The organism is Microbacterium sp. CFBP 13617 (assembly GCF_014839445.1).
In the GTDB taxonomy this organism is placed as follows: Bacteria; Actinomycetota; Actinomycetes; order Actinomycetales; family Microbacteriaceae; genus Microbacterium.
The window spans coordinates 132680-147201 of sequence record NZ_JACYNW010000004.1 but is presented as its reverse complement, the minus strand read 5'-3'; the positions used below and the strand labels follow the sequence as shown (position 1 = coordinate 147201).

At 71.9% G+C, this 14522-nt stretch carries 15 protein-coding genes; 6 read left to right on the top strand and 9 right to left on the bottom strand.

The window, feature by feature from the left end; genetic code table 11:
* Positions 1-237: 237 nt before the first annotated feature.
* The gene (locus IFU40_RS12615; protein ID WP_055838769.1) at positions 238-633 is read right to left on the bottom strand and encodes a TOBE domain-containing protein; all 396 of its coding nucleotides are present in this window, start codon (positions 631-633) and stop codon (positions 238-240) included.
* A 103-nt stretch (positions 634-736) separates the two neighbouring features.
* Between IFU40_RS12615 and moaA the strand changes: the two genes are divergently transcribed.
* From moaA to IFU40_RS12590, 5 genes are read left to right on the top strand one after another with little or no spacing between them, the layout of a single operon-like run.
* Positions 737-1963 (top strand): GTP 3',8-cyclase MoaA, encoded by a 1227-nt coding sequence (gene moaA / locus IFU40_RS12610; protein WP_191926549.1) that lies wholly within the window; start codon positions 737-739, stop codon positions 1961-1963.
* On the top strand, positions 1960-2730 hold the full coding sequence (locus IFU40_RS12605) for a HesA/MoeB/ThiF family protein (protein WP_191926548.1): 771 nt from the start codon (positions 1960-1962) through the stop codon (positions 2728-2730). The genes moaA and IFU40_RS12605 overlap by 4 nt, the downstream gene beginning before the upstream one ends.
* A 29-nt stretch (positions 2731-2759) precedes the next feature.
* Positions 2760-3983, top strand: a complete 1224-nt coding sequence (locus IFU40_RS12600) for a molybdopterin molybdotransferase MoeA (RefSeq protein ID WP_191926547.1) — start codon at positions 2760-2762, stop codon at positions 3981-3983.
* A complete protein-coding gene (moaC, locus tag IFU40_RS12595) occupies positions 3980-4480 on the top strand; it encodes a cyclic pyranopterin monophosphate synthase MoaC (RefSeq protein ID WP_055838771.1) in 501 nt (166 codons plus the stop codon). Before IFU40_RS12600 ends, moaC begins: the two co-directional genes overlap by 4 nt.
* Positions 4477-4713, top strand: coding sequence for a MoaD/ThiS family protein (locus tag IFU40_RS12590; protein ID WP_055838773.1), 237 nt, complete (start codon positions 4477-4479; stop codon positions 4711-4713). The genes moaC and IFU40_RS12590 overlap by 4 nt, the downstream gene beginning before the upstream one ends.
* Before the next feature lie 36 nt (positions 4714-4749).
* On the opposite strand, the gene IFU40_RS12585 is transcribed toward IFU40_RS12590, so the two are convergent.
* From IFU40_RS12585 to IFU40_RS12565, 5 genes are all read right to left on the bottom strand, one after another.
* Positions 4750-5202: a helix-turn-helix domain-containing protein gene (locus IFU40_RS12585; protein WP_191926546.1), complete on the bottom strand. Its 453-nt coding sequence runs from the start codon at positions 5200-5202 to the stop codon at positions 4750-4752.
* A gap of 11 nt (positions 5203-5213) precedes the next feature.
* Positions 5214-5894: a hypothetical protein gene (locus IFU40_RS12580; protein ID WP_191926545.1), complete on the bottom strand. Its 681-nt coding sequence runs from the start codon at positions 5892-5894 to the stop codon at positions 5214-5216.
* A gap of 25 nt (positions 5895-5919) precedes the next feature.
* Positions 5920-6348 (bottom strand): molybdenum cofactor biosynthesis protein MoaE, encoded by a 429-nt coding sequence (locus IFU40_RS12575; RefSeq protein WP_055838775.1) that lies wholly within the window; start codon positions 6346-6348, stop codon positions 5920-5922.
* On the bottom strand, positions 6345-6827 hold the full coding sequence (locus IFU40_RS12570) for a molybdopterin-binding protein (protein ID WP_191926544.1): 483 nt from the start codon (positions 6825-6827) through the stop codon (positions 6345-6347). Before IFU40_RS12570 ends, IFU40_RS12575 begins: the two co-directional genes overlap by 4 nt.
* 78 nt (positions 6828-6905) lie before the next feature.
* Positions 6906-8504: an SDR family oxidoreductase gene (locus tag IFU40_RS12565; protein ID WP_055838780.1), complete on the bottom strand. Its 1599-nt coding sequence runs from the start codon at positions 8502-8504 to the stop codon at positions 6906-6908.
* 201 nt (positions 8505-8705) lie between these two features.
* On the opposite strand from IFU40_RS12565, the gene IFU40_RS12560 reads away from it, so the two are divergent.
* Positions 8706-10175 carry an MFS transporter gene (locus IFU40_RS12560; protein WP_191926543.1) on the top strand — a complete coding sequence of 490 codons (1470 nt, stop codon included), beginning with the start codon at positions 8706-8708 and terminating at the stop codon, positions 10173-10175.
* 98 nt (positions 10176-10273) lie between these two features.
* Here IFU40_RS12560 and IFU40_RS12555 read toward each other — a convergent pair whose 3' ends face one another.
* The 3 genes from IFU40_RS12555 to IFU40_RS12545 form a co-directional block, all read right to left on the bottom strand.
* Positions 10274-12229 carry a helicase HerA-like domain-containing protein gene (locus IFU40_RS12555; protein WP_191926542.1) on the bottom strand — a complete coding sequence of 652 codons (1956 nt, stop codon included), beginning with the start codon at positions 12227-12229 and terminating at the stop codon, positions 10274-10276.
* Between the two features lie 10 nt (positions 12230-12239).
* Positions 12240-12941, bottom strand: coding sequence for a phosphatase PAP2 family protein (locus IFU40_RS12550; RefSeq protein WP_191926541.1), 702 nt, complete (start codon positions 12939-12941; stop codon positions 12240-12242).
* A 96-nt stretch (positions 12942-13037) separates the two neighbouring features.
* The gene (locus IFU40_RS12545) at positions 13038-14375 is read right to left on the bottom strand and encodes a multidrug effflux MFS transporter (RefSeq protein ID WP_191915955.1); all 1338 of its coding nucleotides are present in this window, start codon (positions 14373-14375) and stop codon (positions 13038-13040) included.
* Positions 14376-14522: the final 147 nt, after the last annotated feature.

The following is a 14522-nucleotide window of genomic DNA, read 5'->3' as shown; positions in this document are numbered from 1 at the left end:
CTATTTTCTCCGCATTGCCGCCTTCCACCCGCTCGAGTCCCCGCCATCGCCCGGGCCGAACTCCTGAGAAATGCGGCGTCCCGGCTGCTTGCAGGCGGCATCCGAGGTGCCGCGCCCCGAAACTCAGGAGTTCGGCCCGCGTCGACCGCCCGTCGAGGCCGGCGAGTCACGCCCGCTCGGCCGCCCGTCGACCCCGGCCAGCCACGCCCGCGTCGGGCGCTCGGCGAGGCCGCCGCCTCACGCCCGCGGAGCCTCCACGGTCACGACCGTCGCCTTCACCGAGGCCACCGCGAGCGACCCCGGGGCGAGCGCCAGTTCTTCCGCCGCCTCGGCCGACATCAGCGACACCACGCGGTGCGGCCCGCACTGCAGGTCGACCTGCGCCATGACGCCGTCGATCCGCACGCGCGTGACGATGCCGACGAAGCGGTTGCGCGCGCTCGAGGCGACCCCGGTCGGGTCGTCGGGCTCGTCGGCGAGCGCCACGGCCCGCTCCGCGAGGGCCGCCCCCGGGATCTCGACGGGCGAGGCACCCGTCGTCGGCAGCACGCCCTGGTCGATCCAGCGGCGGACGGTGTCGTCGCTGACGCCGAGCAGGCGCGCGGCCGTGGCGATGCGGAAGGTGTTCGGCATGCGACGACCGTATCGCCCGCGCCGTTCGCGGAGCTGTCCCGCCAGGAGATTCCCCGTAGCCCCGCACCGCCCTCCCCCGCCCCCGCGCGCTTAGGCTCGACTCATGGATGCCGAGCACACCACCACGAGGCCGGGTCCGGTCGTCGTACCGCTCGGCGCCACCGTGACCGCGGGCGCCCCGGCGGGCCAGCTGGGCGCGATCCGCGCCACCGGCGCACCGCGCGCGGGCGAACCACGCACGGGATCGTCGCGCACGGCAGAGCCGCAACGCGAACCCGGCGCCGTCCGCGCGACCGGCGCCCCGCAAGAGGGCGGGCTGCTCGACCGCTTCGGTCGCACCGCCCGCGACCTGCGCGTCTCGGTCATCGACAAGTGCAACCTGCGTTGCACGTACTGCATGCCGGCCGACGGGATGCCCTGGCTCCCCCAGTCGCAGCTCATGACGACCGACGAGATCCGCCGGATCGTCCGCGTCGCCGTGCAGTCGCTGGGCGCCGAAGAGCTGCGCATCACCGGCGGCGAGCCGCTCGTGCGCAAGGATCTCGAGTTCATCATCGCCGGCATCCGCGAAGACAATCCCGACCTGCCGATCGCGCTGACCACGAACGCGGTCGGTCTCGATCGCCGCGCGCAGGCCTTGAAAGACGCGGGCCTCACCCGCCTCAACGTGTCGCTCGACACCTTGCACGCCGAGACCTTCGCCTCTCTCACCCGCCGCCCCCACCTCGACAAGGTGCTCGCGGGCCTGCAGGCCGCCCGCGCCGCGGGCCTCGGCCCGATCAAGATCAACGCCGTGCTGCTGCGCGGCATCAACGACACCGAGGTTGTGCCGCTGGTCGAGTGGGCGGTGTCGAACGGCTTCGAGATGCGTTTCATCGAGGACATGCCCCTCGACGGCGACCGCTCGTGGACCGCGACGAACGTCATTCCCGCCCGCGACATCCGGGCCGCGATCGGCGAGGCCTTCGAGCTGTCGGCCGATCCCCGCGGCCGCGGTGCCGCGCCCGCCGAGCGCTGGGAGGTGCGCCGCCACGGTGAGACCACCCTGGCCGGTCACGTCGGCATCATCTCGTCGGTCACCGAGCCGTTCTGCAACGCCTGCTCGCGCACGCGCGTCACCGCCGACGGCCGCATCCGCTCGTGCCTGTTCTCGCACGAAGAGACCGACCTGCTGAGCGTGCTGCGCGACGGCGCCGACGACGAGGGCCTCGCGCAGGTGTGGCGCGACGCGATGTGGGCCAAGCCCCGCGCTCACGGTTCCGACACGGTCGGTCTGGCACGAGCCGACTTCGTGCAGCCCGAGCGCACGATGAGCGCGATCGGCGGATGAAGCCGCTCGTCGAGCCGGTGGCATCCCTCGCCCCCGAAGAGCTGATCCGCACCGCCCGCCACGCCGTGCTGCTCGGCATCGGCGAGGAGGGACAGCGGCGTCTGGCGGCCGCCCGCATCGCCGTCGTCGGCGCCGGCGGTCTCGGCTCCCCCGTGCTGCTGTCGCTCGCGGCCGCCGGTGTCGGCGAACTCATCGTCATCGACGACGACGTCGTGGAGCGCACCAACCTGCAGCGTCAGCTGATGCACCGCGTCGACGACATCGGCACCGCCAAGACGGCATCCGCCGCCCGCGCCGTTCGCGACCTCTCCCCCCTCACCGTCGTGCGCGAGCACACCGTACGGCTGACCCCCGACAATGCCCGCGAGCTGTTCGAGGGCGCCGATCTCGTCGTCGACGGCAGCGACACCTTCGACACGCGCGAGGCCGTCGCCGCCGCGACCGAGTCCCTCGGCATTCCCCTCGTCTGGGGAGCCGTGCAGGAGTGGGCGGCGCAGGTGACCGTGTTCTGGTCGGCCCCACCCGAGGGCCACGTGCCCGTGGTGCTCGGCGATCTGTTCCCTCCCGGCTCGGCCGGAGAACCGCCCACGTGCGCGCAGGTCGGCGTGCTCGGCTCTCTCTGCGTGCAGGTCGGCGGGCTGCTCGCGACCGAGGCGATCAAGCTGATCACCGGCGCCGGAGAACCGCTCCTCGGCCGACTCGTCGTGATCGACGCGCTCCGCGCGCGTCACGACGTCCTGCCGCTCGTGCCCGCGCGGCACCCGTGACCCGTCTCGCCCAGATCCCGGAGGCCCCGATGACCCCGCTGCTCACCGTCGAACAGCACCGCGACCGCGTACTCGCCGCCGTCGCGCTGCTTCCCGCCGAAGAGGTGCCGCTGGCTGCCGCGGCCGGACGCACCCTCGCCGAGCCCGTGCTCGCCGCCCACGACCTGCCCGGTTTCGACAATTCGTCGATGGACGGCTTCGCCGTGCGCTTCGCCGACGTCGAGGGGGCGGATGCCGAGACCCCGGTGACCCTGAGGGTCGTGGCCGATCTGCCGGCCGGCACCGCCGACGACCCGACGCTCGCGACGGGTGAGGCCGCGCGCATCATGACGGGCGCGGCCGTTCCCGCCGACGCCGACGCCATCGTGCCGTTCGAGGACACGGCCGGGGGCCTCGCCGACTCGCTCGGCTCGGTCGAGGTGCGCCGGGGTCCCGCCGCGGCGGGCGCCTTCATCCGTCGCCGCGGCGGCGATACGCGCGCGGGTGACATCGTGCTCTCGCCCGGCGAGCGTCTCGGCGCCTTCGCCCTGGCCGCGGCGGCCGCCGCCGGCGTCGACACCGTGTCGGTCGCCCGCCGCCCCCGCGTGGCGATCGTGTCGACCGGCAGCGAACTCGTCGCCCCCGGTGCAGCGCCAGAACGCGGCCAGACCCCCGATTCCAATGCGACGCTGCTGACCGCGCTCGTCACCGAGGCCGACGCCGAGATCGACCTCGTCGACCGCATCGGCGATGACCCCGCCGGCATCGACGCCGTGCTCGCCCGCGCGGCGCGCGCCGATGTCGTCGTGTTCACCGGCGGAGTGAGCGCGGGCGCCTACGAGCCCGTACGGCTGGCACTCGCCGACCGCATCGCCTTCGACAGGGTCGCCATGCAGCCCGGTAAGCCGCAGGCGTTCGGCGTCCTGCCCGACGGCCGCCTCGTCTTCGGCCTGCCCGGTAATCCCGTCAGCGTCGCGGTGTCGTTCGAGGTGTTCGTCCGCCCCGCGCTCCTGGCGCTCCAGGGGCGCGCCGACGTCGACCGACGCCTCGCCCGCCTCACGGCATCCGAGAGCTGGACGACTCCGCCTGGACGCCGCCAGTACCTCCCCGCCGCGGTCGATCTGGTCGCCGGGACCGTGCGCCCGGCCACGGCCGGAGGGTCGGGATCGCATCTCGCGGCCTCGCTCGCGCGCGCCGAGGCCTTCGCGATCGTCCCCGCCGACGTGTCCGCCGTCGCCGTGGGCGACCCGCTCGATGTCATGCTGATTCCATGACCTTCACCCACCTGGATGCCACGGGCCACGCCCGCATGGTCGACGTCACGCTCAAGCAGCCCACCGTGCGCTCGGCGACCGCGCGGGGCTTCGTGCGGTGCGCACCCGAGGTGGTTGCGGCCCTCCGCGACGGCACCACCCCCAAGGGCGATGTGCTGGCCGTGGCGCGGATCTCCGGCATCCAGGCCGCCAAGTCGACTCCGGCTCTGCTGCCGCTGGCCCACGTCATCGGCGTGCACCGCGCCTCGGTGGAGCTCGAGATCACCGACGACGGCGTCGAGATCGAGGCCACCGTCGGCACCGCCGACCGCACCGGCGTCGAGATGGAGGCGCTCACGAGCGTCTCGGTCGCCGCCCTCGCCATCGTCGACATGGTGAAGGGCATGGATAAGGGCACCTTCATCGAGAACGTGCGCATCGTGTCGAAGACCGGCGGCAAGTCGGGCGACTGGCGGCGTCCGGGCGAGTCGGATGCCGCGGACGGGACGCCCGCATGAGCGTCCGCGTGCGCTACTTCGCCGCCGCCGCCGAGGCGGCCGGCACGGATGCCGAGGACCGCGCCGAGACGACCCTGGTCGCGCTGCGCACGGCGATCGCCGCCGCCCACCCCGCCCTCGTCGGCATCCTGGATCGCTGCGCCGTGCTCGTCGACGGGACGCGCCACGACGATGACGTGGCGCTCACCGGCGCGACCCACGTCGACGTGCTGCCGCCCTTCGCGGGCGGCTGAGCGCACCCCACGACGCCACAAGCGCCGAGGTCTGGCTCACACCAGTTCGAGATGCGCGACCAGTGACGGCGTGGTCCGCTCCCGGGCGATCCCCTCGACGGCGACCAACACGTCCATCGACGGCGTCACCGCGCCACTCAGATACGACGTCACGCGCGGTCGCGACGTCGCCAGCCGGGCGGCGAGCTGTGCCTGCGTGAGACGCGTCGCTCGGAAGGCCGCCCGCAGACGCTCCCGCGCCTCCTCCTCCGAAGAGCGGGTGCGGGCGGCGAGCGCCGCGTCGAGCAGTGCCACCGTCGCCTCCGACTCCGCGACCTCGCGCGTGTCGTCGTAGATCGCGCGCAGAGCAGGGTCGTCCGCCGCCGCCTCGATGAGCTTTCGCCAGTCGGCCGCGTATCCCCGATCGATCGCGGCCAGCATCCCCTCGACCCCCCACGCCTCGACGGGATCGTCAGGGGTCGCGTCGATGTTGCGGAAACGCAGAGGCATGACGGCTCCGATCAGATCAGGTGGACGGAGAGAGCGCGACACTCGGTGACGACGTCGTCCCAGTCACGCCATCGAGGCACCAATCCCTTGTAGGCGGCGAGTCCCGCGATCGCCCGCTGGTCTTTCGGGGCCGGTGAGGCGAGCTGACGCGCCAATTGGGCCTGCACGGGACGATCCTCGGGATGCGAGGGGTCGGTGTAGTACTCGTCGATGCCCGCGAGGACGCCGCCGATCTCGGTGTCTCCGAACGCGCCGGAGAGGGCAGCGACGTCGAGGTAGTCGCGCATCTGATTGCGCTTGACGATGAGGAAACCCTTGATGCGGGCGATCTCGGCGACCGTCGGGACCGTGATCCCTCCCCCGGAGGGGAGCGTCACTCGCTGCATCTCCAACGGCCGACGCCGGATGAGCTGCCGCACGCCCGCCTCGATACCGCCCAATTCGCCGAGAATGATCTTGCCCGGGACAGCGCGATTGAGCACGAAGTCACCGTCACGCTCCAACGCATCGAGGACGAGGTCGAACCGGTCCTGCAGGTCCGCGAGCACGTGATCGTGGTCGGTCGACATGCGGTGCCGCGCGTACGAGGCCGCCGCAGACCCGCCGACCAGGACGGCATCCGGAACGAGCTCCTGCAGCCGCACCGCGGAGTCGAGCACCTCCGCCAGTCCCGGGGGCAGATCCATACTCATACCCAGAGGGTATCAGATCTGATACCTAACCGCCCAGACCCTTCCACTCCGTGGTGCCGTCGGCCTCGACCTGACGCTTCCACACGGGAAGGTCGGTCTTGATCGTCTCGATCACCGTGCGGCACACCTCGAACGCCGCGGCCCGATGACCGGATGCCACGGCGATGATCACCGCCGCATCGCCCACGCCCAGTCGCCCGACGCGGTGGCTGACGGCGACGATCGCGTCGGTGCCGGCCGCGGCGTCCTCGGCGATGCGGTGAAGAGCCTGCTCGGCGTCGGGGTGCGCGCTGTACTCCAGGGCGACCACCGCGTCGGAGGCATCGGGGTCGGTGTCGCGGACGCGCCCGACGAAGGTGGTCACCGCACCCGACGAGGGGTCCTCGACGGCATCGAGGTGCACGTCGAGGTCGAGCGGCTGCTCCGACAGGCGGGCGATGCGGACGGCACTCATGCGTGGTCTCCTCCGGCGAGCTGGTCGAGCACGTGCGGGGCGATCTCGGCGATCACCGTGATTCCGGATGCCACGGCGCGCGTGGATCCGGGAAGGTTGACGACGAGCACCCCGGGGTCGACGATCCCCGCCAGCCCGCGCGAGATGACCGACAGGGGGGTGTCGGCGAGGCCCCGGCGACGCAGCTCTTCAGCGATACCGGGCAGCTCACGATCGAGCACCCGGGCGGTGCCCTCGGGCGTGCGGTCGCGCGGCGCGATGCCCGTGCCGCCCGTGGTGATGATGAGTCCCGGCCCCTCGGCGACGGCGGCGCGCAGCGCGGCCTCGACGCTGTCAGCCCCATCGGGCACGACGACCGCGTCGGCGCAGATGAACCCGGCCTCGCGCAGCAGCGACACGGCGAGCGGGCCGCCGCGGTCTTCGCGCAGGCCCGCGGCGGAGCGGTCGGAAACGGTGATCACCCGGGCGACGTGCGGCACGGGATCAGCCTAGGTCAGACGCCCGAGGGGCGGACCCCGACGAGCGCGACGAGACGCGAGACGCGCACGAGAGCATCGTCAGACCGTCTCGACCTCGGGGACCTCGGGCGCGAGGCGACCCGCCTCGGCCTTCGGCTCCGGATTATCGCGCTGCACGTGCTCGGCAGCAGCGGTGATGCGCTGGGCCATACCGCTGAAGATGAGGCCGTGGAAGGGAAGCACGGCCAGCCAGTACAGGCGCCCGGCGAGACCGGTGGGAAAGAAGAGCGCGCGCTGGTCGAAGCGCGCTCCGTCGCCCTCGGGGGTCGCGCGCAGTTCGAGCCAGGCTCCCCCGGGCACCTTCATCTCGGCGCGCAGGCGCAGCAGGTGGCCGGGCTCGATGGCCTCGACGCGCCAGAAGTCGAGCGCGTCGCCGACGGTCACGACCGAGCGGCTGCGGCGACCGCGGGCGAGGCCCACCCCACCGACCAGGCGGTCCATCCACCCGCGGATCGCCCACAGCAGGGGCGAGGAGTACCAGCCGTTCTCGCCACCGATGCCCTCGATGACCGACCACAACTGCGCGGAGTTCGCCGTCGTCGTCATGGTGCGCTCGTCGGTGTACACCAGGCGTCCGGCCCAGTCGGGGTCGCTCGGCAGCGGGTCGCTCGGAACGCCCGAGACCTCGGCATCCTGCCAGCTGGTCTCGATGGCGTCGTCGTTCACGCGTCCGAGGGCGCGGCGGACGGCGTCGCGGTACGGCAGCAGACCCCCCTCGGGACGCGGCACCAGGTCGTCGATCGCCCGGTCCTTCACGACGCAGTCGTTCTGCAGCGACTCGACCAGGGGCCGCGCGATGGCCTTCGGGATGGGGGTGACGAGATTGACCCAGTGCGACGCGAGTCGAGGGGTGAGCACGGGCAGCGACGCGATCGCGCGCTGGTGCAGGCCGGCCTCGAGGGCGTAGCCGTTCATCATCTGGCCGTATCGCAGCACGTCGGGGCCGCCGATGTCGACGGCGCGGTTGACGTTGGGCGCGACCCGAGCGGCTCCGAGCAGGTAGTGCAGCACGTCGCGCACGGCGATCGGCTGGATGTGGTTGCGCACCCATTTGGGCGCCGGCATGTACGGCAGCACGTCGGTGAGGTGGCGCACCATCTCGAACGAGGCGGAGCCCGAGCCGATGACGACGCCCGCCTGCAGCACGAGCGTGGGCACACCGCTGGCCAGCAGGATGTCGCCCACCTCGACGCGCGAGCGCAGATGCGCCGACAGCGTGGCGTCGTCGGGGTGCAGTCCGCCGAGGTAGACGATGCGCGACACCGAGGCCGCCGCCGCCGCGTCGGCGACCGTCTGCGACGCGCGCCGGTCGGTGGCCTCGAAGTCGCGGCCGCTGCCCATCGAATGGATCAGGTAGTAGAGCACGTCGACGCCCTCGACGGCGCTGCGGACCGCATCGGCGTCGGTCGCGTCGCCGGCGACCGTCTCGACCTCGTCACCCCAGGGGAACGCCTCGACGCGGCGCGGATCGCGCGCCATCACGCGCACGCGGTAGCCGGCCGAGAGCAGTCGGGGAACGAGTCGACCGCCCAGATATCCGGTGGCACCCAACACCAGGGCGCGAGGGGCCGAGCCGTCGGGCCGGGGCTGGGCGACGAGCGCGGTTTCGCGGCCGGTGGGGGCGGAGAGCTCGGTCATGCCCGCCACGGTACGCGCGGCATCCGACATCGCCGGGGGCTTGACGGACGCGAGGGTGAGCGCGTGCCGCCGGTTCGTTGCGGTCCGCTCGACGCACGCCCCGCCGCGGGTGGGGCGATCGGGTGCTGACCTTCCGCTAACACACGCTCTCGCGCAGCGCCCGGACTGGAAACGAAAGCCGATCCGAGTGAAGCTGGACCGATGAACGAGAAACCCCCCTCGGCATCCGGAGCCGCACGGCTCGAGGTCGACGACGTGATCGTCATCGACAAGAAGCGCGTCCGCACCGCCATCGGCGGCACCGTCGTCGGCAACTTCATGGAGTGGTTCGACTTCGGTATCTACGGCTACCTCGCCGTCGCGCTCACCGTCGTCTTCGCCTCCGACGTCCCCGCCCCCTGGAACCTGCTGGTCACGCTCCTCGGCTTCGCCATCTCCTTCCTCGTCCGCCCCTTCGGCGGTTTCGTGCTCGGCCCGCTGGGCGATCGCATCGGCCGCCAGAAAGTGCTGTTCCTCACGATGGCGATGATGGCCGCGGCCACCGCGCTCATCGGCATCCTCCCCACCTCCGCGCAGATCGGGCTGTGGGCGATCGTCCCCCTGTACCTGCTCAAGATGGTGCAGGGCTTCTCGACCGGCGGCGAGTACGCCGGGGCGACCACCTATGTCTCGGAGTTCTCACCCGACCGCCGGCGCGGATTCTGGTCGTCGTGGCTCGATGTCGGGTCGTACGTCGGCTTCGCCGCCGGCGCCTCGGCCGTGGCGATCACCACCGCGATCACCACCTCGATCTCGGGTGAGAACGCCATGGTCGACTACGGGTGGCGCATCCCGTTCCTGTTGGCGATCCCGCTCGGAATCGTCGCGATCTACTTCCGTCTACGCATTCCCGAGACGCCCGCCTTCGAGCACACCGGCTCGGCCGAGATCGACGCGGACGACCCGATGGCCCGCCAGGGTCTGATCGGCATCGTGCGGCACCACTGGAGAGCGCTCCTGATCGGTATCGCCCTCGTCGCCGCCACCAACACCGCCGGATACGCCCTCACCAGCTACATGCCGACCTACCTCGAGAAAGAGGTGGGCGTATCCAACCTGTCGGCCGCGGTGGCGACCGTGCCGGTTCTGCTGGTCATGTCGGCAGCCCTCCCCCTGATCGGTCGCCTGAGCGATCGGATCGGCCGCAAGCCCGTGTACGCCATCGCCGCGGGGTCCGCCCTGGTGCTGCTGGTTCCGGCGTTCCTCATCATGCAGATCGGTGAGCTGTGGGCGGTGATGATCGCCCTGTGCATGGCGGCGGTGCCGGTGGCGTTCTACGTCGCCATCTCGGCATCCGCTCTGCCGGCCCTGTTCCCCACCGCGTCGCGGTTCGGGGCGATGGCCGTCGCCTACAACATCGCCGTGTCGCTGTTCGGCGGCACCACCCCGCTGTTCAGTCAGGCGCTCATCGACCTGACCGGCAACACCCTCATGCCGGCGTTCTACATCATGTTCTTCGCCGCTCTGGGGCTGGTCGCCCTTCTGTCCATGCGCGAGACGGCCCGCCGACCGCTGCTCGGATCGATGCCCACCGTCGAGACCACGGCCGAGGCCGAGGCCCTCGTCGAGCGGCAGGACGACGACCCGCTCATCGACACCTCGACCATGCCGCTGCAGATCCGCCGCTCGTAGCCGCGCCGGAACGGGGAGGGATGCCGGAGTTCACGGCATCCCTCCCCGTTCTGCTCTTCCCGGGTCGGTGGCACGACGCCGCTCGACCGGGCACACGCTCAGCGCCGACGCCCGTTGCCGAACAGTCCGCGGATGACCCCCGACACGATGCTCTTCGTCGCCCCGCGCCCCAGCAGATCGTCGAGAGGCGCCGTCGGGGTGCTCGCCCGGCGGCGCGGGGCCGCGGTGGTCTTGAGGATCCGGTCGTATTCGCGCTGCGCCTTCTTCTGCGCGTCGGCGCGGGCCTTGTCTATCGCGGCCTTCTGCTTCGCGAACTCGGCCTCGTCGGCGGCGGCCTTCTTCGCCCGCTCGATGGCCTCTTGCGCGTCGGCCGCGGCCTGCAGGCGCGCGCCGAGGATCTCGCGCGCGGACTCGGGGTCGACGGGGGTGCCGTAGGTCGAGAACAGTGGCGATGCCGAGACCGCCGCGGCCATCGCGTCGGCGCTGATCGGCGCCATCGACGCCCGCGGGGCAAACAGGCGTGTCCAGGCGACCGGGGTGGGCGCCCCGCGCTCGCTCATGACGGTGACGATCGCTTCGCCCGTGCCGAGCTCCTGCAGCACGCGTTCGAGGTCGTAGCCCGAGTCGGGGTACGTGCGCACCGAGGCCCGCAGCGCCGTCGCATCGTCGGGGGTGAAGGCCCGCAGGGCGTGCTGCACGCGCGAGCCGAGCTGGGCGAGCACGTCACCGGGAACGTCCTTCGGCGTCTGGGTCACGAAGAAGACCCCGACGCCCTTCGAGCGGATCAGCCGCACCGTCTGGGTGATCGCGGCGAGGAACGCCTTCGACGCGTCGCGGAACAGCAGGTGCGCCTCGTCGAAGAAGAACACGAGTTTGGGCTTGTCGAGATCGCCGACCTCGGGGAGCGTCTCGTACAGCTCCGCGAGCAGGTACATGAGGAACGTCGAGTACAGCTCGGGTCGCGCGGCCACGTTGGGCACTTCGAGCAGGCTCACGATGCCGGCACCCGTGGCATCGGTGCGCAGGAACACGCTCACGTCGAGCTCGGGCTCGCCGAAGAAGGTCTCGGCGCCCGCCGCGGCGAACGCGATGAGCTCGCGCAGGATCACTCCCGCCGTCGCGGCCGACAACCCGCCGATGCCCTTCAGCTCGGCCTTGCCCTCGTCTGCGGTCAGATGGAGCAGCACCGCCCGCAGATCCGACAGGTCGACGAGGGCGAGGCCCTTCTCGTCGGCGTAATGGAACACCAGTCCCAGGCTCGACTCCTGCGTCGCGTTCAGGCCCAGCACCCGGCTGAGCAGCAGCGGTCCGAAGCCCGAGACCGTCGCCCGCACGGGGATGCCCGCGCCCACGTCGTCGCCGAGCGCGAAGAACTCGGTCGGGAACGCCCGCGCCGACCAGTCCTGGCCGAGGGCGGCGGTCCGCGCGGCGAGCTTCTCGCTCGGCGTCCCGGGGGCGGCCAGACCCGAGAGGTCGCCCTTGATGTCGGCGGCGAACACGGGCACCCCGTTCTCGGATAACTGCTCGGCGAGCAACTGCAGGGTGCGCGTCTTGCCCGTGCCGGTGGCGCCGGCCACCAGGCCGTGGCGGTTCGTCATCGCCAGCGGAATGCGCACGGGAACGGATGCCACCGGCCCGCCGTTGATCAGCACGCCGAGGTCGAGGGTCGCGCCGTCGGCGGTGTAGCCCGCGGCGACGGCGGCGACCTGGGCATCGGACAGCGGCCCCGACGCGGCGGACCCGACCGAGGTGTTCGCGGGCGGGGCGGCGTGGGGCGACGCGGAGGGGTCGGACCGCCCGGTCGCCGCAGAGCCGGCCGGAGCGGGTGCCGTCGTCGTCGGCACGATCTCGGGCGCCGCCGCGGGCTCCCCCGCCGGCCGCGCCGACGCCGCCGCCGCGCGCGCACGGGCAGCCGTCGCCTCGGCCGCGGCCAGGTCGGCGCGCGCACGGGCGAGTCGCAGCTCGGCCTCGGCGGCATCGGCCTCGGCCCTCAGACGGGCGACCTCGGCGTCGGCGTCGGAGAAAGCGGGGGTCTCGTCAGCGGCGGCGCTCATGCGCGTCAGCCTACGACGCGCCCCGCGTCCCGACATCCGCCCGGCGCGCGCGTCTCATCACGAGCCGGTCGGCGTCGCGGTACCGCAACCGCGAGAACGCGGCGGCCAGGATGAGCGCCGCCCCCGCTCCCACCAGCGCGCCACCCAGGGTGTCCGACAGCCAGTGCGCGTGCAGGTAGGTGCGGCTGAACGCCATCAGCACGATCCAGGCCACGCCCACCACGCGCACCCACGCGTGGGGGAAGATCACCGCGGCGACGACCGCGATCGTCGCGGCGTTCGCGGTATGACCCGAGGGGAAGGAGCCGTAGTCGCTGAGGATGAGGATGTCTTCGGGACGGGCACGACCGAAGGTCTGTTTCAGCACCTGCACGAACAGGGCGCTGCCCGCCGACGCGGTCAGGAAGTACAGTGCCGACCATCGCCGCCGCGACAGGAAGAGCACGAGCGCCCCTCCGAGCGGAATGATCAGCACGGCGGTGAGGTGACCGCCCACCTGGTCCATCGCGAGCGCGAAGACGAACAGCGGCTGCGACGGAGCCGCCGCGAACAACTGGTTCCACCAGACGTCCACCGCGAACGGGCTCGGACCGCGGAAGTACACCCACGCCCCCAGGCCGCACGCCACAGCCACCAGCACCACTCCGACGACGGCGCGGAACCGCTGCGGGCGCGCATCGAGAACAGGGTCGTCGGTCGCAGCGGCATCCATTGACCCATGATGCCGCTCGCCGAGGCCCCGCGGAACACCGACGCCCGCTCTGCTACTGTTCGCGGCCGCCGGTGTCGGCGGGATGTAACCGGGAGGTCAGGGTGCGAGGCGCTCGACCGTGCGCGGGCGCACGAGCACCCAGAGCGAGATCACGCCGATGACCGCGCACCCGAGCATCACGGATGCCATGGTCGTGGCGGTGATGCCCGATCCGGTGGCCAGCAGCCCGACGAGGGGCGAGATGATGCCGGCGATGCCGAAGTTGGCCGCGCCGATGATCGACTGCGCCGTCCCCGCGGCCTTGCCGTGCCGGTCGAGGGCGAGCACCTGTGCGCACGGGAAGGTGAAGCCGCACGCGGTCATGAAGAAGAACAGGGGCACGATGGTCCCCCACAGCCCCAGTCCCAGCTGGTCGGTCACCACGATGGCTCCCCCGGCGAGCACGAGCACCGCGGTCGAGAAGGCCATCACCCACTGGGGGCCGAAGCGGGCCGCGAGACGTGACGCGACCTGCACGCCGACGACCACGCCGACCGAGTTGGCCGCGAACAGCACGCCGTACAGCTGGGCGTTGAAGCCGTAGGTCACCTGGAACAGGAACGACGACGCCGAGAGGTACGAGAACAGACCGCTGAAGGTCATCGCCCCGATGATCAGCACGCCGATGAAGACGCGGTCGCGGAAGACGCTCGCGTACCGCTGCCACACCGTGGTGGCTCCCGGGCCGCCGCGGCGGGCCGCCGGAAGGGTCTCGGGCACGAACAGGATGGCCGACACGAGCATGACCGCGCCGTACACGGCGAGCACGACGAAGATGCCCCGCCAGTTCATCACCAGCAGCAGCGCGGAACCCGCGAGCGGAGCCAGCACGGGTGCGACGCCCGACACCATCGCCATGCGCGAGAGCATGACTACCAGGCGGCGCCCCCCGAAGAGGTCGCGGATGATCGCCGCGGCGACGACACCGCCGGCGGCGGCGCCCGCGCCCATCAGCACGCGCGCGATCGAGAGCGTCTCGAGCGTCGGTGCGAGGGCGGCGAAGATGCTCGCGGCCACGTGCAGGGCGGTCACCGACAGAAGGGGAAGACGGCGTCCGACCTTGTCGCTGAGGGGCCCGACGATCAGCTGGCCGAGGGCGAAGCCGATCATCGTGCCCGTGAGGGTCAGCTGGATCGCCGCCGCCGAGGTCTGGAAGTCGGCCTCGAGAACCGGGAACGCCGGCAGGTAGAGGTCGATGGTGAACGGGCCGAGGGCCGTCAGTGCGCCGAGCACGATGATGTACAGCACGCGGCGCGACGCGGGGATCGCGTCGCCCGGGTGCAGCACGATCGGTGCGGTGGCGGGGTTCTTGCCCAGCGCGCGGATGGCGCCGGTGGGGGTCTGCGCGGCGGCAGCCGCTGCGGGGATCACGGGGTGGGAAGCAGTATCGAGCACGCGTCAGTTTCGTTTCGCAACACGGACAGCCCGAACGAGTCGGGCTGAGAAAAAAAGGGGGGATCGTCGAACCTCGAATCGATTCGACGTCGTTAATACTAGCGTCCCACCCCGTGCGCCACCATCCCGGCTCGCGGGTTCCTCCCA

Bases quoted from the DNA above. Each gene is read 5' to 3' on its own strand.
- IFU40_RS12605 (WP_191926548.1), top strand. From the start codon at position 1,960: ATGAAGCCGCTCGTCGAGCCGGTGGCATCCCTCGCCCCCGAAGAGCTG.
- IFU40_RS12560 (WP_191926543.1), top strand. From the start codon at position 8,706: ATGAACGAGAAACCCCCCTCGGCATCCGGAGCCGCACGGCTCGAGGTC.
- moaA (WP_191926549.1), top strand. From the start codon at position 737: ATGGATGCCGAGCACACCACCACGAGGCCGGGTCCGGTCGTCGTACCG.
- IFU40_RS12550 (WP_191926541.1), bottom strand. From the start codon at position 12,941: ATGGATGCCGCTGCGACCGACGACCCTGTTCTCGATGCGCGCCCGCAG.
- IFU40_RS12600 (WP_191926547.1), top strand. From the start codon at position 2,760: ATGACCCCGCTGCTCACCGTCGAACAGCACCGCGACCGCGTACTCGCC.
- IFU40_RS12590 (WP_055838773.1), top strand. From the start codon at position 4,477: ATGAGCGTCCGCGTGCGCTACTTCGCCGCCGCCGCCGAGGCGGCCGGC.
- moaC (WP_055838771.1), top strand. From the start codon at position 3,980: ATGACCTTCACCCACCTGGATGCCACGGGCCACGCCCGCATGGTCGAC.
- IFU40_RS12585 (WP_191926546.1), bottom strand. From the start codon at position 5,202: ATGCCTCTGCGTTTCCGCAACATCGACGCGACCCCTGACGATCCCGTC.
- IFU40_RS12555 (WP_191926542.1), bottom strand. From the start codon at position 12,229: ATGAGCGCCGCCGCTGACGAGACCCCCGCTTTCTCCGACGCCGACGCC.
- IFU40_RS12580 (WP_191926545.1), bottom strand. From the start codon at position 5,894: ATGAGTATGGATCTGCCCCCGGGACTGGCGGAGGTGCTCGACTCCGCG.
- IFU40_RS12575 (WP_055838775.1), bottom strand. From the start codon at position 6,348: ATGAGTGCCGTCCGCATCGCCCGCCTGTCGGAGCAGCCGCTCGACCTC.
- IFU40_RS12615 (WP_055838769.1), bottom strand. From the start codon at position 633: ATGCCGAACACCTTCCGCATCGCCACGGCCGCGCGCCTGCTCGGCGTC.
- IFU40_RS12565 (WP_055838780.1), bottom strand. From the start codon at position 8,504: ATGACCGAGCTCTCCGCCCCCACCGGCCGCGAAACCGCGCTCGTCGCC.